Source organism: Mycoplasma sp. 1012 (assembly GCF_054343455.1).
In genome coordinates, this window is the sequence record NZ_JBTGVG010000002.1 from 41,246 (window position 1) to 61,887 (window position 20,642).

General features: G+C 26.3%; 23 protein-coding genes. 12 read left to right on the forward strand and 11 right to left on the reverse strand.

Going from position 1 to position 20,642, the window contains the following annotated elements; genetic code table 4:
• Window positions 1-174: 174 nt before the first annotated feature.
• Genes ACXX89_RS00575 through ACXX89_RS00615 form a run of 9 tightly spaced genes read left to right on the forward strand, consistent with a single transcriptional unit; the run spans window position 175 to window position 7,380 of the window.
• Window positions 175-1,230 carry a phospho-furanose lactonase gene (locus ACXX89_RS00575; RefSeq protein ID WP_458557277.1) on the forward strand — a complete coding sequence of 352 codons (1,056 nt, stop codon included), beginning with the start codon at window positions 175-177 and terminating at the stop codon, window positions 1,228-1,230.
• A 23-nt stretch (window positions 1,231-1,253) separates the two neighbouring features.
• Window positions 1,254-2,987 carry a PTS ascorbate transporter subunit IIC gene (locus ACXX89_RS00580; RefSeq protein ID WP_436358719.1) on the forward strand — a complete coding sequence of 578 codons (1,734 nt, stop codon included), beginning with the start codon at window positions 1,254-1,256 and terminating at the stop codon, window positions 2,985-2,987.
• A 51-nt stretch (window positions 2,988-3,038) separates the two neighbouring features.
• Window positions 3,039-3,335: a PTS sugar transporter subunit IIB gene (locus ACXX89_RS00585; RefSeq protein ID WP_436358718.1), complete on the forward strand. Its 297-nt coding sequence runs from the start codon at window positions 3,039-3,041 to the stop codon at window positions 3,333-3,335.
• Window positions 3,335-3,814 carry a PTS sugar transporter subunit IIA gene (locus tag ACXX89_RS00590; protein ID WP_436358717.1) on the forward strand — a complete coding sequence of 160 codons (480 nt, stop codon included), beginning with the start codon at window positions 3,335-3,337 and terminating at the stop codon, window positions 3,812-3,814. The genes ACXX89_RS00585 and ACXX89_RS00590 overlap by 1 nt, the downstream gene beginning before the upstream one ends.
• Before the next feature lie 10 nt (window positions 3,815-3,824).
• Window positions 3,825-4,481 (forward strand): 3-keto-L-gulonate-6-phosphate decarboxylase UlaD, encoded by a 657-nt coding sequence (locus tag ACXX89_RS00595; RefSeq protein ID WP_436358716.1) that lies wholly within the window; start codon window positions 3,825-3,827, stop codon window positions 4,479-4,481.
• The gene (locus ACXX89_RS00600) at window positions 4,456-5,331 is read left to right on the forward strand and encodes an L-ribulose-5-phosphate 3-epimerase (protein ID WP_436358715.1); all 876 of its coding nucleotides are present in this window, start codon (window positions 4,456-4,458) and stop codon (window positions 5,329-5,331) included. The genes ACXX89_RS00595 and ACXX89_RS00600 overlap by 26 nt, the downstream gene beginning before the upstream one ends.
• Window positions 5,324-6,037: an L-ribulose-5-phosphate 4-epimerase gene (locus ACXX89_RS00605; RefSeq protein WP_436358714.1), complete on the forward strand. Its 714-nt coding sequence runs from the start codon at window positions 5,324-5,326 to the stop codon at window positions 6,035-6,037. The genes ACXX89_RS00600 and ACXX89_RS00605 overlap by 8 nt, the downstream gene beginning before the upstream one ends.
• Window positions 6,021-6,887, forward strand: coding sequence for an HAD family hydrolase (locus tag ACXX89_RS00610; RefSeq protein ID WP_436358713.1), 867 nt, complete (start codon window positions 6,021-6,023; stop codon window positions 6,885-6,887). The genes ACXX89_RS00605 and ACXX89_RS00610 overlap by 17 nt, the downstream gene beginning before the upstream one ends.
• Before the next feature lie 7 nt (window positions 6,888-6,894).
• A complete protein-coding gene (locus ACXX89_RS00615; RefSeq protein ID WP_436358712.1) occupies window positions 6,895-7,380 on the forward strand; it encodes an MPN499 family protein in 486 nt (161 codons plus the stop codon).
• Here the strand turns inward: ACXX89_RS00615 and ACXX89_RS00620 are convergent.
• The 4 genes from ACXX89_RS00620 to ACXX89_RS00635 all read right to left on the reverse strand — a co-directional run bounded on the left by ACXX89_RS00620 (window position 7,377) and on the right by ACXX89_RS00635 (window position 13,232).
• A complete protein-coding gene (locus tag ACXX89_RS00620) occupies window positions 7,377-8,045 on the reverse strand; it encodes a signal peptidase II (RefSeq protein ID WP_436358711.1) in 669 nt (222 codons plus the stop codon). The two genes, ACXX89_RS00615 and ACXX89_RS00620, sit on opposite strands and share 4 nt — an antisense overlap.
• Complete coding sequence (gene ileS, locus ACXX89_RS00625) at window positions 8,032-10,704, reverse strand: isoleucine--tRNA ligase (RefSeq protein ID WP_458557278.1); 2,673 nt, start codon at window positions 10,702-10,704, stop codon at window positions 8,032-8,034. Before ileS ends, ACXX89_RS00620 begins: the two co-directional genes overlap by 14 nt.
• Window positions 10,705-10,999: 295 nt before the next feature.
• Entirely contained in the window at window positions 11,000-13,048 is a 2,049-nt protein-coding gene (locus ACXX89_RS00630) for a heavy metal translocating P-type ATPase (protein WP_458557279.1), read from the reverse strand.
• The gene (locus ACXX89_RS00635; protein WP_436358708.1) at window positions 13,029-13,232 is read right to left on the reverse strand and encodes a heavy-metal-associated domain-containing protein; all 204 of its coding nucleotides are present in this window, start codon (window positions 13,230-13,232) and stop codon (window positions 13,029-13,031) included. The genes ACXX89_RS00630 and ACXX89_RS00635 overlap by 20 nt, the downstream gene beginning before the upstream one ends.
• A 219-nt stretch (window positions 13,233-13,451) precedes the next feature.
• Between ACXX89_RS00635 and ACXX89_RS00640 the strand changes: the two genes are divergently transcribed.
• The 3 genes from ACXX89_RS00640 to ACXX89_RS00650 all read left to right on the forward strand — a co-directional run bounded on the left by ACXX89_RS00640 (window position 13,452) and on the right by ACXX89_RS00650 (window position 16,504).
• Entirely contained in the window at window positions 13,452-13,766 is a 315-nt protein-coding gene (locus ACXX89_RS00640) for a hypothetical protein (RefSeq protein ID WP_458557280.1), read from the forward strand.
• Window positions 13,767-13,835: 69 nt separating this feature from the next.
• Window positions 13,836-15,638, forward strand: a complete 1,803-nt coding sequence (gene lepA, locus ACXX89_RS00645; RefSeq protein WP_458557281.1) for a translation elongation factor 4 — start codon at window positions 13,836-13,838, stop codon at window positions 15,636-15,638.
• Window positions 15,638-16,504, forward strand: coding sequence for an MSC_0882 family membrane protein (locus ACXX89_RS00650; RefSeq protein WP_458557282.1), 867 nt, complete (start codon window positions 15,638-15,640; stop codon window positions 16,502-16,504). Before lepA ends, ACXX89_RS00650 begins: the two co-directional genes overlap by 1 nt.
• 35 nt (window positions 16,505-16,539) lie before the next feature.
• Here the strand turns inward: ACXX89_RS00650 and ACXX89_RS00655 are convergent, their stop codons facing one another.
• The 7 genes from ACXX89_RS00655 to ACXX89_RS00685 all read right to left on the reverse strand — a co-directional run bounded on the left by ACXX89_RS00655 (window position 16,540) and on the right by ACXX89_RS00685 (window position 20,633).
• A complete protein-coding gene (locus tag ACXX89_RS00655; RefSeq protein WP_458557283.1) occupies window positions 16,540-17,016 on the reverse strand; it encodes a hypothetical protein in 477 nt (158 codons plus the stop codon).
• Between the two features lie 106 nt (window positions 17,017-17,122).
• Window positions 17,123-17,476 (reverse strand): hypothetical protein, encoded by a 354-nt coding sequence (locus ACXX89_RS00660; protein ID WP_436358703.1) that lies wholly within the window; start codon window positions 17,474-17,476, stop codon window positions 17,123-17,125.
• A gap of 19 nt (window positions 17,477-17,495) precedes the next feature.
• Window positions 17,496-18,413, reverse strand: coding sequence for a DUF4231 domain-containing protein (locus ACXX89_RS00665; RefSeq protein WP_436358702.1), 918 nt, complete (start codon window positions 18,411-18,413; stop codon window positions 17,496-17,498).
• 1 nt (window position 18,414) lies between these two features.
• Entirely contained in the window at window positions 18,415-18,936 is a 522-nt protein-coding gene (locus ACXX89_RS00670) for a hypothetical protein (protein ID WP_436358701.1), read from the reverse strand.
• Window positions 18,929-19,165, reverse strand: a complete 237-nt coding sequence (locus ACXX89_RS00675) for a sigma factor-like helix-turn-helix DNA-binding protein (protein WP_436358700.1) — start codon at window positions 19,163-19,165, stop codon at window positions 18,929-18,931. The genes ACXX89_RS00670 and ACXX89_RS00675 overlap by 8 nt, the downstream gene beginning before the upstream one ends.
• Window positions 19,158-20,249 carry a signal recognition particle-docking protein FtsY gene (gene ftsY, locus ACXX89_RS00680; protein ID WP_436358699.1) on the reverse strand — a complete coding sequence of 364 codons (1,092 nt, stop codon included), beginning with the start codon at window positions 20,247-20,249 and terminating at the stop codon, window positions 19,158-19,160. Before ftsY ends, ACXX89_RS00675 begins: the two co-directional genes overlap by 8 nt.
• A 66-nt stretch (window positions 20,250-20,315) precedes the next feature.
• The gene (locus tag ACXX89_RS00685; protein WP_436358698.1) at window positions 20,316-20,633 is read right to left on the reverse strand and encodes a thioredoxin family protein; all 318 of its coding nucleotides are present in this window, start codon (window positions 20,631-20,633) and stop codon (window positions 20,316-20,318) included.
• Window positions 20,634-20,642 lie beyond the last annotated feature (9 nt).

Here is a 20,642-nt window from a genome sequence, read left to right on the forward strand (position 1 = left end):
TATATCAATAAAAACATTATACAGTGAAACAAAAAAAAAAAAAAAACGAAGCAAAAAATAGAAAATTTTAAGCGTTTTTACGCTTTTTGCCTTGCTGATTGAACTTTTATGAACTTTTTTGAACAAATATGAACAAATTAGTATATAATAAGATTGCAAAGAATTGGAGGAAAAATGAAAAAATTTGCTAGAACAGTTCTTGGAGATATTGATCCAAAAGAACTTGGAGTGGTAGATTGCCATGATCACCTTATAAAAAATTATGGACCAGAAGCACATGAACATCCTGATTTTGTTATGATGTCAGTTGATGCATCATTAAAAGAAATGGATGAATTTGTTGCTAAAGGTGGAAAAACCATGGTAACAATGGATCCGCCTAATGTAGGACGTGATGTATATAAAATGTTAGAAATTGCTGAAAAATTAAAAGGCAAGGCAAACATTATTATGGCTACAGGATTTCATAAAGCAGCCTTTTATGACAAAGGAGCTTCATGATTATCACTAGCTCCAATTGATGATATTGTTGAAATGGTAAAAGCTGAAATTGAAGTTGGTATGGATGAAATGAATTACAGTGGACCTGTAGTTAAAAGATCTAAATCTAAAGCTGGAATTATTAAAGCTGGTACTGGATATGCAGCAATTGATAGACTAGAATTAAAATCTTTAGAAATTGCAGCAAGAAGCAGTATTGAAACAGGGGCTCCTATTTTAGTACATACACAATTAGGAACAATGGCTTATGAAGCAGCACAACACTTAATTGATTTTGGTGCTAACCCAAGAAAAATTCAATTATCACACTTAAATAAAAACCCAGATAAATATTACTATGAAAAAATAATCAAAGAATTGGGAGTTACTTTATGTTTTGATGGACCTGACAGAGTTAAATACTACACAGATGCAACTCTTGCAGAAAACATTAAATATTTAGTTGATAAAGGATACCAAAAACACATTACTATGGCTCTTGATGCAGGAAGAATTCTATATCAAAGACATTATGGAATTGAAAAAGGTAAACAAACATTTGGTTTAGGATATCTATTTGATAGATTCATCCCACTATTAAAACAAGTAGGTGTTAGTGATGAAGCAATTCAAGATATTCTTGTAAATAACCCAAGAGAAATTTTAACTTTTGATGAAAAAAGAACATATGATGTTTCAAAAGTTAATCCACGGGTATTAGAACTTAAAAAAGCTTTAAAAGTTAAATAATAAAAATAAAAGAAAGTAAAAAAATGATCGAAAAATTAAACAAAAAGAAAAAAACAGGTTTAATAGTAGGTTGAGTTGTTTTTGCAGTAATTAACTTAATAATTATTTTAACTACTTTATTAGTAAAAGCCGCAAATCACACAAATGCATGAAGTGGACAAGCATGATTAGATGCTTTCTTCTTCTTATTAAACAAAGTATATTTAGATAACTTCTTTAAACTTCCTGCCTTATTATTAGGTTCTCTAACTTTTGTTGGTTATCTAGTAATTGGTAGGGGTATTAGAGAATCCTTTATAGGTTTTCTAAAAACAGTTATAGGATTTATTTTATTACAAATAGGTTCTGGAACACTTGTTGGTTTAGCAAAACCTGTATTTAACGGAGTAAGTCACATTGGTGGAAATTCAGTAGGAATCGTTCCTTTAGACCCTTACTTCTCACTTGCTAGTCAGCAAGCCTTTTTCTCAGGAAAAGACTTTACTTCAAACTATGCATCTTTAATCTCATTTGCATTTATTTTAGGTTTTGTTGTAAATATTATTATGGTTGCTCTTAAAAAATGAACTAACACAAATAGTTTAATGATTACAGGGCACGTTATGTTACAACAAGCAGCCGTTGTTACAGCAATTTTCTATGCAATCTTATTTAGAGACTTTAGAATTTTTGATGGAACAATCACAGTTGGAGAACAAGTTGGATTAATAATTATGTCAGGGATTTTCCTTGGTGTTTATTGAGCTACTGCTTCAACTTCAACTGTAAAAGGAACAAATGTAGTAACACAAAATGCTGGATTTGCTGTTGGACACCAACAAATGTGAGCAATTGCTACTACATACAAACTAGGAAGATTTTTTGGAAACAAAAATGATTCAGCAGAAAATAAAAAATTACCTTCATATTTAAAAATATTTGAAGATAACATCTTTACACAAACAATAATTATTTTAGTATTATTTACAACATTATTTGTTATTTTAATTGCTGTAGATCATACAAAAGTTATTGAAAATGATTTAATTAAATTTACAAAAGATTATGCAATATGAAATAGTTCATTTGGTGGAGCTAACTTTGTATTAAATATCTTTGGTGGATCTCTAAAAATAGTTGCTTCATTATTAGCAATTATTACAGGGGTTAGAATGTTTATAACAGAGTTACAACAATCATTCCACGGAATTAGTGAAAAAATAATTCCAGGAGCAGTTGTTGCGGTTGATGTTGCAGCTGTTTATGGATTCTCAATCAACTCTGTAACATTTGGTTTTTTATCCGGAGTAATTGGACAATTTTTAGGAGTAGCAATTGTTATTGGATTAGCAGCTATTCCAGGACAATCAGTTGTTTTTGTTGCAATTCCATTATTTATTACATTATTCTTTAACTCAGGTTCATTGGGAGTATACGCAAATGCAAGTGGTGGTTGAAAAGCGGCTTTAATCCTTCCTGGACTAATTGGTTTCTTAGAAATAATAATTATTTCCTTCGCAACAAGAGCAATTTCAAATGGATTTGGAACACATATCTCTCCAGTAGCAACTGGATATATTGGAATGGCAGATTGAAACTTATTCTTTGGGTTATTAATTTGAATTTCTTCATATCATATTGTTGTTGCTTGAATTTTAGTTTCTATAGCAATAATTGCTATGGTTGTTATGGGAATGATAGTAGATAACGGTTCACAAACAAAACCAACAATATTACAAAAAGTTCTAAAATTAAAACCAGCATTAGTGACAAACTAATTCTGAAAGGTTAGTTTATGCTAACCTTTTTTTAAAAGAAAAGAGGCAAAAATGAATAATAAAACTTTAAAAATTATAGCAGCATGTGGTAACGGAATGGGAACCAGTATGATTATAAAATTAAAAGTACAAAAAATTACAAAAGAATTAGGAATCGATGCAACCGTAGATGCTTTATCTATGGGACAATCAGTAGGAATGACTAATTCAGTTGATATCATTATTTCATCAAAACACCTATCAAGTATGTTTAATCACGATCAAAAAGCAAAAATTGTAGGTGTAACTAATTTAATGGATGAAAACGAAATAAGAGAAGCTATTAAATCCGCCTTGGAGATTCAATAATGGCAAAAATAAACCTATTAAATATTTTAAAAGAAAACGAAACAATTAATTTAAATTTAAGTGCAAAAGACTGAAAAGAAGCAGTGTATTTATCAATAAAACCATTAATTGATAAAAAAATGGTTGAGAAAAAATACTATGAAGCTGTTATTGAAAGCACACAAAAACACGGTCCTTATTATATTATTGCAGATAACTTAGCAATGCCACACGCACAAAGCGATGCTGGAGTTAATGAAAACAGTTTTTCATTAGTTACTTTAAAAGAACCAGTTTATTTTGAAAACGATTCAAGACCAGTTAGAGTTTTAATTGCTTTAGCAGCAACAAGTGCAGAAGTACACACTTCTGAAGCATTACCACAAATAGTTGCTGTTTTTGAAGATGAAAACAATTTAAAAGCAATAATGAACGCACAGACAAAAGAAGAAGTTTTAGAAATTATTTCAAAAACTGATTTTCAAAAATATTTACAATAAAAGGAGAAAAATGGCATTACCATTATTACAAATAGCTCTTGATAATTTAACAATTGAAGATGCTATTAAATCAGCAAAAAAAGCAGAAAAGTATATTGATGTTATAGAAGTAGGAACTATTTTACTTGCTTCTGAAGGGAAAAAAGCAATTAGTGAATTAAGAAAAGCTTTTCCTGACAAAATAATAGTTGCAGATGGAAAAATTGCAGATGCAGGGAAAGTTTTTGCAAAAATGTTTTTTGAAAGTGGAGCAGACTATGTTACTGCAATTTGTGCTGCAGAAAATGCAACAATGGATGAATTAGTAAAACTTTCACAAACATATGGGAAAAATAAAGAATTACAAATCGAAATGACAACAAATTTCACTTGAGAACAAGTTGAAAATTGAAAAAAATCTTTAGTTCCACAAATTGTTTGACACCGTTCAAGAGATGCACAAGCTTCTGGTGTAAATTGAGGACAAAAAGATATTGATACAGTTGCTAAATTAGCATCAATGGGATTTAAGGTAACAGTTACTGGTGGAGTTACTGTGGAAGATATTAAATTATTTAAAGATATTCCTGTATTTATTTTTATAGCAGGTAGATCTATTAGAGATGCAGAAAACCCAGAACTTGCTGCAAAGGAATTTAAAGATGAGTTTAAAAAATACTGAAACTAAAAAAAGATTTGTAGGAATATATGAAAAAGCAATTAACAATAAATTTGATTGAAGCGACAAAATAGATATAGCTAAAGCAGCTGGTTTTGACTTTATCGAATTTAGCGTTGATGAATCTGATTTTAGACTTGAAAGATTAGAATGGGATAACCAAAAAATTAATGATTTAAGAAAATTATTAATTGAAAAAGACTTTTATTTTAATTCCATGTGTTTAAGTGCACACAGAAGATTCCCTTTTGGTTCACAAAATAAAGAAACCAGAGAAAAAGCTTTTGAAATAATGGAAAAAGCAATAATACTTGCAAAAAAACTAGGAATTAGAATTATTCAAATTGCAGCTTATGATGTATATTATGAAACTTCAAATTCTAAAACTAAAAAAATGTTTATTGAAGGAATGAAAAAATGTGCTAAATTAGCACAAAAATACAGCATAACTCTTGCTTTTGAAACAATGGATACTCCTTTTGCAGGAACTATTTCTAAATGTTTATCTTTTTTAAAAGAAATAAATGAACCTAATTTCTATATTTATCCTGATTTAGGTAATTTAAATCAATTTACAAAAGATATAGAAAATGAAATATTTTTAGGAAGAGAAAAAATAGTAGCTTTCCACTTTAAAGACACTTTACCTACTAAATTTAAAGAAGTAGGATGAGGGAAAGGAACTGTTAATTTTGCTAAATCATTAATAGAGATAAAAAGAAATGACCTTAATGTACCTATTTTAATTGAAATGTGATCAAAAAATTTTCCAGATGAATCAAAAGAAAAAAACATTTATAAAATAAAAGGCGCTTTAGAATTTTATAAAAAACAATGAAAGAGAGCAAAAGGTGAATAAAGAAGAAATTGAATTATTAAAAAAAGAAGTTTATGATGCTAATATGCTTCTATATAAGTACAAACTCGCAATTCATACTTGAGGAAATGTTTCTGGAATCACAAAAGACAGAAAATATATGGTAATAAAACCTTCTGGAGTTAGTTATGAAACAATGACACCAGATGATATGGTTATTGTTGATATGGAAAATAATGTTATTGATTCTAAATTAAAACCATCTAGTGATACTCCAACACATACACTTTTATATAAAGAAGATAAAAATATAAAAGGAATTGTTCATACCCACTCACCATTTGCTGTTGGTTTTGCTCAAGCAGGAAAAGAAATTCCTTGTTTTGGAACCACACATGCAGATAATTTTTTTGGAGCAGTTCCTTGTACTAGAGAATTGTCAGATGACGAAATTAATGGAGCATATGAACATAATACAGGTTTAGTTATTATTGAACATTTTAGAAAAAATAAAATTGATTTTGCTTCAACAGAAGCGACTTTAGTAAAAGAACACGGACCTTTTGTTTGATCAATGGATAGTCCAAAAAAAGCAGTAGATTTAGCTTTGACTCTTGAAGAAATTGCTAAAATGGCAATTAATACTTTAATTATTGATCCACATAAAAAAGAAGCTAATAAAACCTTACAATTAAAGCACCATTCAAGAAAACACGGTCCAAACGCATATTATGGACAAAATAAGTAAGTTAAAAATCGAAAACATATTTTTTGATTTAGATGGAACTCTTTTAAATTCACAAAAGAAAATAACTAACAAAAGTATAGAAATTATTGAAAAATTAAGACAAAATAAAGGAATAAAAGCATCAATAATAACAGGAAGACCATATTATTTTGCAAAAGAAGAATACTATAAAATAAATTCTGATTTCCCCATTGTTAGTTGTAACGGTTCTTTAATTTATGATTTTAAAAAAGACAAAGTTATTTTTGAAAATCCTATTAATAAAGAAAAAACAAAAGAAATTTTTGGTATTTTAATTAAAAATAATATAACTTTTTTAATTTACACAACAAAGAAAATTTTTGGTTTTTACAGTAAAAAAGAGTTCCCGGAATGATTTAACTGATTAAAAAATACAGTTGATTCTAAAGAAGAAAAATATAGGTTTGATATCGTTTTTTCACAATACAACAATTTAAAAGAAAACTATTTTAATATTCAAAATCACAGCATTATAAAATTTTTAATTATTAAATCAGATTCTGAACCTAACAATATAACTAACTTCAAAAAAGAAATAGAAAAAGTAACCAATATTTATTTAATTAACTCTCAAGAAAAAGTCATTGATATAATGCCTGAAAATTCTTCAAAAGGAAAAGCATTGGAAATCCTTTCTAAAATAGAAAAAATAGATTTAGAAAAAACCTTGGTTTTTGGAGACCAAGACAATGATGTTTCTATGTTTGAAGTAGCTAAATTTTCAGTAGCAATGGGGCAATCAAAAGAAGAAATAAAGGAAAAATCAACCTTTACCACGAATAGTAACGATGAAGAAGGAATATATAATTTTCTTAGAAATTTAATATAATTTTATTATGAAACAACAATCTTTAGAAAGAATAAAAGTGAATCAAACAGAGCAAGGTTTTTGACTTGTTCCTTCAATATTTAAATTATTTACTCCTAAATCTCGTAATTTTGTAATTAAATTTTCAAAATCATTAGAAGATTTAATTGAACAAAATAAATTACTAAATAGAGAAATAAAGTTTTCTTTTAATGGTGATAAGAATTTTATACTTTTTAATAAGTTAATAAAGCAGAGAGAATGGGATTTTGAACTCCCTGCTAATAAAATAAATAAAATGAAAGAAGATGACTATATAGATTATGAAGTTATACCCAATTTAAAAATAAGATTTAATTTTAAAACAATAAATAATATTTATAAAGGTAACATATTTTTTGTATCTAATGAATATTTTCAAGAATTTTATAATAAAAACAAAACAAGTGATAATGATATATTGATATTAGAATGGACGAATTGAGATTTTAATATAATAAAAAACCCAGATTAGTTTTCTGGGTTTTCTTTTTCTTCTGATTTGTTTGAATCTAAAGTTTGGTTTTCTCCACTATTACTATTGTTTGTAAAATCATTTTTATTATTAATATTTTTTTTCTTGTTAAAGTAAGGTTCAATTAAGCTTGTGTAAAGTAAAATTATAGTTGAACCTATGGAACCAATTACGATAAAGGTATCAGCAAAGTTGAATGTTCCGTTATCGTGTCATGGTAAGAATAAAATATCTTTAACTCCATTTTGATTTATAAAACGGTCAAGCATATTTCCAAAAGTTCCTGCTCATAAAAATCCTAAAAATACTAATGTGTAATATTTTTTAGAAAAAACCATAAAATAAGGAACAACAATAACAATTAATAAACTGAAAATATGGATTAACGTAAAACCTAAATATTTATTTAATCCTGAAGTTACACCTCTATGTAATAAAGGTCTAAAACCAATAAAACCATAATTATAAAGGGTTTTTCCATCAATTCATTCAGCTCTTTCTTGAAAATATTGATGTTCAAAAATAAGATTTTTAGTTAATTGATCAATTAGTGTTAAAACTAATAAAACACCAAAAGTAATAAGTGCATTAATTATTAATCTTTTTTTATTAAAACTCAAAATTTTTGTTTTTCAATTCTTGAAAAAAATGTTAATTTTGTCCATCTTTTAAAACCTCAAAACATCTTAAACATATGTCATCTTTAATTTGAGTCATTTCAAAGTGATTTCAACATCTTTGACATTTTAATGAATCAAAAGCAGTAACTTTAGTTTCATTTGCAAATTCCACTGTACCAACCATTAAGAGTTTAACTAAGTTAAGTTTTTTAATAAATTCACTGTCTGTTTTTATATAAACTTTAGCTTCATTTTGTCTTTTGATAGCTCCATTTTTAATTTGTTCTTCAATTAATTTATATATTTCATCTTTAAGTGTAAAGAACTCTTTTCACTCTTGATCTATTTGTTCATCAATTTTTTTCTCTTTTAAAAAGTTTTCTAAGTGAATTGAAATTTGTTTATTTTCTTTTTTAAAGAAAGAATAAGCTTCTTCGGTTGTTGTTGGTAAAATAGGAGCTAAAGAAATTAAAAGTAATTGAGTTAAGTTGTAAAGGTTTTTTTGAATCATTAATCTTTCTGGCGAATTTTTTTTATCTGCATATAAACTATCTTTAGTTATAGAAAGATAAAATCCAGAAAAATCAATAATGAAATTATTTATTTCTTTTACAACCAACAAGAATCTAAAGTCATTATAGTGCTTAATAATTTCATTATTTAACTTATTAATTTTATTAGCAATAAATTCATGTATTCCTTCAAGTTGAATATTGTCAATTTTTTCATAATCAAAATCATTAATATTTCCAAGTAAAAATCTAATTGTATTTCTTATTTTTCTGTATATTTCTATGTTTTGTTCAAAAATTTTAGTTGAATAAGAAATATCATCAGAATATTCGCTGTTGGAAACTCAAAGTCTTAAAACATCAGCTCCGTGTTTGTTAATTAGGTCAATTGGTTCAACTCCATTACCAAGAGATTTAGACATTTTTTGTCCTTTTTCATCAACAATAAATCCGTGTGAAAGCAGTTCTTTATATGGAGCAGTTCCTCTATAAACTACTGAATTAATTAAAGAAGAGTTAAATCAACCACGATATTGATCTGAACCTTCAAAGTATAAATCAAAAGGTTTTGTTGTTCCTTCTATTTCTACTCCTATAGAAGAAGAACCAGAATCAAATCAAACATCCATAATATCTTTTTCTTTTGTTCAACCTAAATTTCTATATTTTTCAGGTAAAAGATCATCAACTTCTTTTTCATATCAAACATCGCTTCCGTTTTGTTTGACTAAATTAATTACATAGTCAAAAATTTCTTCGTTAATCACAGGATCTCTGTTTTTATCATAGAAAATTGTGATTGGAACTCCTCAAGTTCTTTGTCTGGAAATTGTTCATTCAGCACGATTTTCAATCATTTTTGATAAACGTTTTTTACCTCATTCATTGAAGAATTTAACTTCATCAATAGCTTCTAAAATTTTATTTTTAAATTTATCAATTGAAACAAATCATTGTGGTGTTCCTCTAAATATAATAGGTTTTTTAGTTCTTCAATCATGTGGATATGAGTGTTTTATAAATTGTAATTTTAATAATTCACCTTTTGATTCTAAAAACATTCCTATTTCTTTATTAGCGTCTTCATAGAACATTCCTTCATATTGTTCTGCTTCTTTATTTAGAGTTCCATCATCAGCAACGTGCATTATCATATCTAGATTTTCTTTTTTACCAATTAAGAAGTCATCTTCACCAAATAAAGGAGCCATATGAACAAGACCAGTACCTGCTGTGATTTCTACGTGATGTCCTAAAACCACTTTACCAGTTAAATCTCTTTTTATAGGTCTTATGTATTCTGCTCCATATAATTCTTTCCCTTTTGTAGTTTCAAGAATTTTATATGATTCTCATTTAAACTCTGCTGCAAGTTTTTCAACCAATTCAGTTGCTACTATATAAATTTTTTCTTGTACTTGAACTCTAGAATAATCAAAATCTTGCCCAATAGCAACACCTGAGTTAGCAATTAAAGTTCAAGGAGTTGTTGTTCAAATAATTAGATTATCATTTTCTTTTATAAAGGAATTTCCCTTTGTAACAAGATAACTAACATAAATTGAAGGAGATCTGTGTTCTGCATATTCTACTTCAGCTTCAGCTAAAGCTGTTTGGCTTGAAGGTGATCAATATACTGGTTTTAATCCTTTTCTTAATAAACCATCTAAAGCCATTTTTTTAAGTAATTCAAGTTGTTTTGCTTCAAATTCAGGTCTTAATGTTATATAAATTTCTTTAAAATCACTAAGCATTTGTAATTTTTGCATTTGATTTTTTTGATTTTCTATTTGCTCTAAAGCATATTTTTTTGATTCTTTTCTAAGTTCTAAAATAGAAAAATCTTTTTGATTTTTATTCAAATTCTGTAGCATTTTTAACTCAATAGGTAGACCATGAGTATCTCAACCATTTACAAAAGGTGAGTAGAAACCACTCATACTTTTATATCTAACTATAATATCTTTAATAATTTTATTTAGAGCATGTCCTAAATGGATGCTTCCATTTGCATAAGGTGGACCATCGTGTAAAACATATTGTGGTTTACCTTTATTTTTCTTTAAAACTTGTTGGTAAATTTCTTTTTCGAGTCAGAATTGTCTGTATTTTTTTTCTTTTTCAACTAAATTTGCCTTCATTTCAAAATCTGTTTGAGGCATATTTAAAGTATCTTTATATTGTTTTTCCATAACTACTCCTTTTTAAATAAAATAAAAATCTGCATTCAAGGACTAACGTACCACCTTGAATCAGATTCTCTTTTTTGTTCGTTTCGTGAACCAAACGCCTTGTTAGGTCTCGGAAGTGATATTCAAAGGATCCAGATTGACTTGCACCAACCGTCAATTCTCTAGTGCTTTAACTCTTTGAACGTGTCTTCGTCATCGATATTCTATTATTTTTAAATTATATAAAAAAAATAGAAAAAATTCATTTTTTTGTTTTTAAATTATTGTTTATTTACAATTTTTATCCAAATATAAATTATTCAACAATAGTTTTGAGTTTTTTAGATGTATGTCTTTTAAAGTATAGTGTATTTACTAAAAGTAAAATATTGGAAAGAATCATTATAAGAGCAGCTATTCAAGGAAAAATTAATCCACTAATAGCTAAAGGAATTGCAAGTGAATTAAATAAGAAAGCTCAAATAAAATTCATTTTGATAACCATTAATGTTTTTTTAGCTAAATAAATTGCTTGATAAACAGCATATAATTCATTAGTCATTAATGAAATATCGGCTGTACTATTTACCAAATCAGACCCACTTGCAAAAGCAATTCCTAAATCTGCTTGTTTAATAGCTAAAATATCATTTAGGCCATCTCCAATAAAGATAGTTTCACCTTTTTCTTTGTATTCACTTATTAATTTGAGTTTATCTTCTGGTTGCAATTGTCCGTAAAATTCCTTTATATTCAACTCAGATGCAATTTGTTTTACAACTTCTTTATTATCTCCAGAAGCAATAACTACTTCTAATCCGAGTTTATGAAATTTTTCTATTATTTTTTTAGCATCTTGCTTGATTTGATCACCAAGAGCATAAACAAAAACTATTTTATTGTCCTTTGAAAGAGCAACATAACTATATGCTTCAAAAGAATTGATTTTTACTTTGTCAATAAAACCTTTTTCTAACATTTTTTTATAAGATCCAAGTTCGTATTGACTTTGTTCAAATTCACCTATGATTCCATATCCCGGAATCTCTTTTTCATTAGAAATAGAAACGGGATTAAATTTTTTATAATTAGTTATAACTTGAGATAAAGGGTGGTGAGATTTGCTAGCTAAACTTTGAGCAATTGTTTCAAAATTGCTATCTCCAAAAATTTTAACAATTTCAGGTTTTCCTTTTGTTAATGTTCTTGTTTTGTCAAAAATTAGGTATTTTGCTTTTTTAAGTTTTTCATAAACATCAGCAGAAGAAAAGAGAATTTTGTTTTTTGTTGCAAGTCCGCTTGCAGAATAAATAGCAGCAGGAGCCGCTATTCCAAAAGCACAAGGACAAGCTATAACAACAACAGTTACACCAATTTTTATTCCATAATAAATTGGTTGTAGATCTTTTTCTAAATAAGAAGGTCAATACTTGGAATCAATTAGATATAAAGAAATTGTTCAAGTAAGAAAACTTATAAGAGCAATTGATAAAATAACAGGAATAAAATATTTAACTATTACATCGGCTAATCTCTGTATTTTTGAAGTTGAATCAACTATATTTTCAAGCTTGTCAATGATTTTAGCAAGAGTAGATTCTCTTGCTGTTTTTTGCACTTGAATTTTTAGTGAAGCAGTTAAATTGATAGCACCAGAAACCACAAAATCCCCTGGTTGCACGGTTTTTGGTAAAGGTTCACCATTAATTGCTGCCATATCTAACTCAGAAGTATTTTCTAAAATTATTCCATCAATAGGCACGTTTTGCCCTTTTGGTAAAATGATGACATCACCTACTTTTAAAGTACTTGTTGATACTTTTTTAGTTGTTCCATCTTCTAAAACAAGCATTGAATAGCGATTTTGTAATTTTAATAATTCTTTAATTCCTATACTAGATTTCCTCATTAATTTATTTTCTAAATAGTGTCCAATGGACACAAAAAGAAGCAAAGCAGAAGGAACCTCTCAAAAATACATTTCTATTTTGTAGTATCCACCATCTTTAGAAAATAAAGTATATAAAGTCATTATTAATGAGTAAAAATAAGATATATGAACCCCGATTGCAATTAAAAGGTTCATATTCATTACACCTTTAAATAGTCTTACATAGTTTTTGAAGTATTCTACAGAAACTACAAAAACTATAAAGGTTGCAAGAATCCCTAAAACTATAAAAACTCAATTTTGTTGATTATTATAAATAATTTCGTGTTTATTGTTAATTGCACCAATTATATTAGTTAAAATAACTAAGAAAAAAGGGATAAAGATGATAATTTGAATTACCATATTGTTAAATGGGGTTCAAATTCATCTTAAAAATTTTGACCAAAATTTTTTAGTATGGTTCAGCATCATATCCAGCCTGTTTTGCTAATTTTATAATTAATTCATCTGGATAAAGTTCATCATCTGCATCTACTTTTAACATTTTATCCATTAAATTAAGTGAATATTTAATTTCAGGATATTGTTGAAACTGTTTATCAATATTTGATTTACATGATGCACATGAAACATTGATAGTAAAATATCTTGACATTTTTCCTCCTTGTTTTTATGAATAAATTTAAATTTATTTCGATTATATTATATAAACGCACTTAAAAATTTTTTATTTTTTTATGTTTTGAATAAAAAAAAGGCAAAATTTTGAGATTTTTTATTTTGTAGTGAATAATTTTATCTACAAAAAACAGAAAAAAATAAAAATAAATAATAAAAATGTTATAATTTTATATATTTAAATTAATGAGGTAATATGAAAAAAGAAATGACGTTAGAAGAAAAAGAAGTAAAACAAGAAAAATCTCCAAAAAAACCAAAAGAAAGTAGAAAAGCTAAAACAAGACAAGGAAGAAATAACAGATGACTTTGAGGAATTTTCTTAGGATTTGCATCTGCTGTATTTTTAGGTGCTTCTGTTTGACTAATTGTTCAAAAAGTGCAAAAAGATCATTCTGTAAATCCAGCTGTTCCTACAACTCAAAATATTCAAAAAGATAAAAATAATGATAATTCTAACAAAGAAGCAGAAACTTCAACTAACAATCCAAGCACTACTACAACAAACTAATTTTTAGAACCTTAAGAAAAGGTTCTTTTTTAATATTTGTTTTACAAAAATATTGTAAAATTTATAAATATGAAGAAAGAAAATATAAGAAATTTTTGTATAATTGCACACATTGATCATGGAAAATCAACATTAGCTGATAGAATACTAGAATTAACTGGTGCTGTTGCTAAAAGAGAATTAAAAACTCAACATTTAGATTCAATGGATTTGGAAAAAGAAAGAGGAATTACAATAAAATTAAACGCTGTACAATTAAAGTACAAGGATTTTATTTTTCATTTGATTGATACTCCTGGTCATGTTGATTTTACTTATGAAGTTTCTAGATCGTTAGCAGCAACAGAAGGTGCTTTGCTTCTTGTTGATGCTACGCAAGGAATAGAAGCTCAAACATTAGCTAATGTATATTTGGCAATTGATAATAATTTAGAAATAATTCCAATAATTAATAAGGTTGACTTACCTTCTGCTGATCCAGAAAGGGTTAAAAAAGAAATTGAAAATGTTATTGGAATTCCTGCTGACGAAAGTGTGCTTATTTCCGCTAAAACTGGTCAAAATATTGATCAAGTTTTAGAAGCAATAATTAGTAAAATTCCCGCACCTAAAGAAGCAGATGATAATAAACCTTTAAAAGCTTTAATTTTCGATTCTTATTTTGATCCATATAAAGGCGTTGTTCTTTTAGTAAGAATTGTAGAAGGAAAAATTAAAGTGGGAGATAATTTCTTTTTATTTTCTTCAGGAAAAAAATTTCACGTGGTTGAATTAGGGGTTAGAACTCCTGCTGAATTAAAAAAAGAAGAATTAGTTTCTGGTGAAGTTGGTTGAATTGCTGCTTCTATTAGAGATGCTAAGGATATTTCTGTAGGAGATACCATTACTTTAGTTGATAATCCAGCAGATAGTGCTTTACCAGGTTATAAAAAACTAAAACCTGTTGTTTATACAGGATTTTATCCAATAGATGGAAAGGATTATGATTTATTAAAAGAGTCTTTAGAAAAAATTTCTTTATCAGATTCTTCAATAACTTTTGAACCAGAATCCTCAAAAGCTCTTGGTTTTGGTTATAGAATTGGATTTCTTGGAATGTTTCATATGGAAATACTACAAGAAAGATTAGAAAGAGAATTCAATATTGATTTAATAGCTACTGCTCCTTCTGTAGAATTTCATGTATATAAAACTGATGGTTCAATGGAAATTATTGCTAATCCTTCTAATTTACCTGATCCAACATTTATTTCAAAAATTGAAGAACCTTATATTAAAGCATCAATTATAGTTCCTGAAAATTATGTAGGTTCTATTATGGAATTATCACAAAATAAAAGAGGAACTTATGTTGACATTGAATTTATAGATGCTAACAGAAGAAGGGTTATTTATGAATTACCTTTAGTAGAAATAATTTTTGATTTTTTTGATAAATTAAAATCTATTTCTAAAGGATATGCTTCTTTTGAATATGAATTAATAGGATATAGAGAATCTAATTTAGTTAAACTAGACATCCTTTTAAATGGAGATAAAGTCGACGCTCTTTCAATGATTGTACACAAAGATTTTGCTTATAATAAAGGAAGGGAACTAACTGAAAAGTTAAAAGAAGTTATTCCACGTCAATCATTTGAAGTTCCTGTTCAAGCGGTAATTGGTTCAAAGGTAATAGCAAGAGAAACAATAAAAGCTTATAGAAAAGATGTTACAGCAAAATTATATGGTGGAGATCCAACCAGAAGACAAAAACTCCTTAAAAAACAAAAAGAAGGAAAAAAACGTATGAAAGCAATAGGTTCTGTAGAAGTGCCACAAGAAGCATTCTTAGCAATTTTAAAAACTGACAACAATGGTGGTAAAAAATAATGAAAATAACACCACTAAATAACACGGAAACTGTTAGATTTACTCATTTTAAAGTTGCAGAAACAGACAAAAAACAACCAAAATATAAAAGTAGTTATAAAGATCCTGAAAATGTAATTCCCACAGGTGCTTATAAAATTTTTGCTCTTGAAAATAAAATCATACTATCTATGCTTTTGTTTTATTCAATAATGATATTAATAATTTCTATTTTAATAACGCTTATTGCAACAAATAGTTTTAAAGCAATGAAAATTGTTGATAGAGATTATAGTTGAAGTTGATTTATTATTCCTGTTGGTTTATTATCATATTCTTTTTTTAAATTTATAATGAAGTTAATTGAATTTTCTTCTATTAAAAAGGCTTTAAAGTTTTATAGAATAGAATTAGAAAAAAATACACAAGCTATTCCAACATTTATAGCTCAGTTGTATAAAAAGTTAATAAAACAACAAATTCATCATAACTGATTCTTAGTCTTTTCTATATTTTATATGGGTATTTTTACTTTATTTATATGATATTTTAAAAATAAAAATTATCACGATATATTTTTAAATTTTAAAGCTTGAATTAGTGCTTTAAGTCCTAATCCACAATTGCTTTCAATAATTCTTTCTTTAATTATTTTAGGAAATATTGTTATTTGAGCAATATTGACTATAGCAAGAAAAAAAAGAACAAATGATATACAAGATTATTTTGGTTATCAAATAGTTAAAGATACAGAAATTGATCAAATGAAGATTAAAATGAATAAAGGATATTTAAAATTATTTTTCTTATCTATCGCTATCATTTTAATTCTTCCTATAATTACCTTATTGATAGTAAAAAGAATAATATTAAAAAGAAAAAAATAAAGGAAATTCCTTTATTTTTATTTTATTTGTTTTATTTAAAACACAAAAAGAAAATCGAAGAAGCTTGAATTTTTCTTAGCTCATTTTAAATATCTCTCGTGTTTATCAAGTTGCTCAATTGCATCTAATGCAGCATAATATTTACTTAATGTAGAAATTCTTACTGATTTGTTTTTAGATAATGAAAGTTGAATTTCTTCATCCCCTGCTTTTTTTTCTAATTGTTTTAAAGCTTTTCTATTATTAACAAAATTAATTATAAAAAATATCAATAAAATTATAGATATTAAAATTGTTATTGCTGAAATAATTGAATATGCTATTTTATATGAATTTTGTCTTTCTAAAGGAAGAACAGCATAAATTATTCCGTGAAAAATTGAAAACAATGCAAATAATATAAAAGGCAATCAAAACATAAAGAAATTTTCTCTAGAAGCATAACCAATAACTTTTTTAATTTTTGTTTCTTTAATTGTAAGTTCAACTTGAGTATTTTCTTTATTTTTCATATCACTCCTATTTGTTATGTAATAAAATTACTAAATAATTATAATACAAAAAGCGTTTTTATAAAAGAACTGAAAAAAAGAAAAGAATTTTTAAAAACTCTTTTCTTTATTTTTCTTTATATAATCATAAAGGATTTTGTTTTACTTTAAAATAAACATAAATTTCTAAACTATAAAAAGAAACAGAAAGAATATAAATTAAAGTAGAAAATAATGTTAAGAAAACTGCAACAGATAAAGAAAAATGGTTATTAAATAATTGATAAATTACATTAACTAAACCACCTAATGAAGCAAAAACATAAGTGTTATAAGTTAGTAAATTGAATTTTTCTATTTTTCCTCATACATGAGTTTTTCTAAATGTTTTATAAGGTTTTTTAATTCTGTTATATAAAATAGCAGCAGATGCTATATTCCATAAAAAGAAAATTATAATTTGAATTATTGGTAATCACATATTTTAATTATATTAAATTTTATAATAATTCTCCATAATTTGATATAGATTCAATTCATTCATTTAGATTTTCAATTGGAACTGTTTTAAATTCTTCTAATTTTTTTTCTAATTCTTTAATATCGCTATTAATTTTTTCTCTTTTTTCTCCAAAGGCAAAAAAGGAAGAAATAGAAGTAAGCAAGGTTGTTAAAGCAGAAGCTAAAGTTATTTCTAGTAAGTAATAAATTGATTTTTCTGTTCCTTTTATGTCAGGAAACTGATTAAATCTTAATGAGTATAAGTTGAATACAATCATTAAGGAAGTCATAACTATTACCAAAATATTAAGTAATAAAAATAAATAGTATGAAATTATAAATTTTCTTTTATATTTGTTTCTTGTTTTATTTACAAGTTGTAATAATTCCTTTTCTTCCATATTTTCTAGGTTTTTTAATACATATTTTTTATGTGTTTGACTTGCAAGAATAGTTTCTGAAGACACATCACTTTCTCTATCTAAATAGTTTCATTTTAATATTAAAAATAATCTTTTTAAAAGGATTTCTCCTTTATGTTTGTTTTTTTTGTACAGACCAAGATTAGCATCATAAAGAGCTTTTTCTAGTTTGATAGTAGTGAGAGCTTTTTTATTTTTCTTGTATTTTGCTTGCATTGCAAAGAAAGAAATAATAGATGTTATGAAACTACCTGAAGCAGATAATCAAGCAATTATAATAGCATAGTTATTTCTAAATTCGCTGTTTGTGAATTGTTCTGGCAATACTGGTCTAAATCTTTCTCCTACTCCTGCTAAAAAATAAGCAGTAAGCATAGAACTTAAAAAGACCAAAATAAAAGTCACAAAAGTTAATGTAAAGAAAAGAAATCTTAATACAAAAACTTTGGAAAAAAGAATATTATATATTTTCTTGTATTTTTTTTCAATTTCCATATTAGTTTACCTTCTTCAATAGAGTTGATTTTAATTCTTTTTTTAGACTTTTTTTGTTTCTGTTAATTAGTATAGGTTCAACTAACTCTAATTCTTTCTTAAATTGTTCAATGGTATATTCTTCATCTTGTGATTCATATTTTATGAGTAAATAAGTTAACTGTCTTTGGACTTTTTTATATTGATTGTAGTGAAAAGAAGTTTTAAATATAGCTAAAAATAAACTTAGGAAAAAGATGGTGATAAGAAATACAACAAAAATCGCAGTATATGAAAGAGTTTTTAAAATTTCAATTCATTGACTTTTTGAAGTTATGTGTCTTCCTATCTCTGAATTATCTTTAACTAACTCAGTGGCAGCATAGTCTAAATAGATAATAGCGCTAATTATAGAGTAAATATTTAAGATAATAATTAATGCTGAAAAAGCAATGTTTGCTCAAAAATATATTTTTGATATTTTTTTCAAACTTTTTATCTTATTTTCTATATGTTTTATTATTTTTACATTAGGTTTAAACATCTATTTCTCCTTTCTCTATTTCTTTATAAAATTTAGTTAATTTAGTTTTTGTTTTTTTCAATGAATCAAAAACTGCACTTCTTGTTGTGGCACAAATTTCTGCAATTTCTGCCAATGAAAGATCTTCAAAATAAAAAAGCTGGAAAATTTGTTTTTGATTTTGTGTTAATAATGAAGAATATTTATCGAATAATTTAATTAATAAATCTCTATCTTCGATATTACTCATTGCTTTCCTTATTCATAAAGTCTTTAGTTAAAGCATAAATAAATGCATCTAAATCAAACTCTTCTAAATCTTCCATTTTTTCACCAAGACCTATTAATTTAACATCTAAATCAAGTTTTTCCTTTATGGAAAGAATTATTCCACCTTTACTTGTACCGTCCATTTTAGTTAAAACAATACCAGAAATAGGGGTTACTTCTTTAAAGTGCATAGCTTGAGAAATTCCGTTTTGACCTGTAGTTGCATCAATAACTAATAAAGATTCATGAGGTGCTTCCGGTATTCTTTTTTGAATAATGTTATTAATTTTAGCAAGTTCATTCATTAAATTAACTTTATTTTGTAATCTTCCGGCTGTATCTATTATTAATAAATCATAGTTTTCAGCAATCGCTTTATCTAAAGACCTATAAACTATTGAAGCAGGATCGTGTTCATTTGGATTAGGCATAATAATATCCGCTCCTGCTCTTTGTGCTCAAATAGATAATTGTTCTACGGCAGCAGCTCTAAAAGTGTCACCAGCAGCAACTAAAACTTTTTTATTTTGGTCACAATATTTTTTTGCTATTTTGGAAATAGATGTTGTTTTTCCTGAACCGTTAACACCAACCATTAAAATAATATTTAAACGGTTTTCTTCGATGTTTAGTTGAGTGTTAATTATTGAATTATTGGCATAAATTGTGTAAATTTTGTCAGCAATAATTTCACCTATTAATTTAGGATCACTAAGATTTTCTCTTTTTACTTCTTTTTTTATTTCATAAATAATCACTTCAACAAGCGAATAAGAAATGTCAGACATAATAAGAATTTCTTCTAATTCTTCAAACATTTCTTCATCAATTTTTTTATAAGAATTTTGTAAATTTATAATTTTTTCAGTTAAAGAAACATTGGATTTTTTTAAACCAGCAACGTATCTTTCTACTTTGTCTTCTTTAATTATTTTCTTTTCTAAATCTTTTTCAATTTTCTTTTCTAATTTTTCTTTTTTCTTTTCTAATTCAAGTTCTTTAAGTTTTTCTTTATCTTCTTTTGAACCGAATAATCTTGTTTTTAGTTTTTCAAAAAATTTCATAATTATAATTATAAATGTTTATAAAAAAAATTCTAAAATATAAATAAAAAAAGTACCTTCAGGTACTTATTTTAGAGCGTTTTCAATTCACTCAATTAAGACTTCTTTTGGAAAATATTCAAATCCTTTGTTTAAAATTTTTCCATCTTTTAAAACAAGGTGAGTAGGAACTCTTAAAACTTCAAAACGAGTTCCTTCTTTTCTAAATAATTGTGCTTCTTCAGCATCAACATTAATCATTTTTAAACCTGAGTTTTCATCAAAGTGATCTGCAACTTTTTGCACCACTGGTGCCATCATTTTACAGTCTCCACATCAAGTTGTTGTAAATTCTAAATAAACAACTCCGTTTTCAATGTGTTTTTGAGCTTCTTCTCAACTCATTTTTTTTAT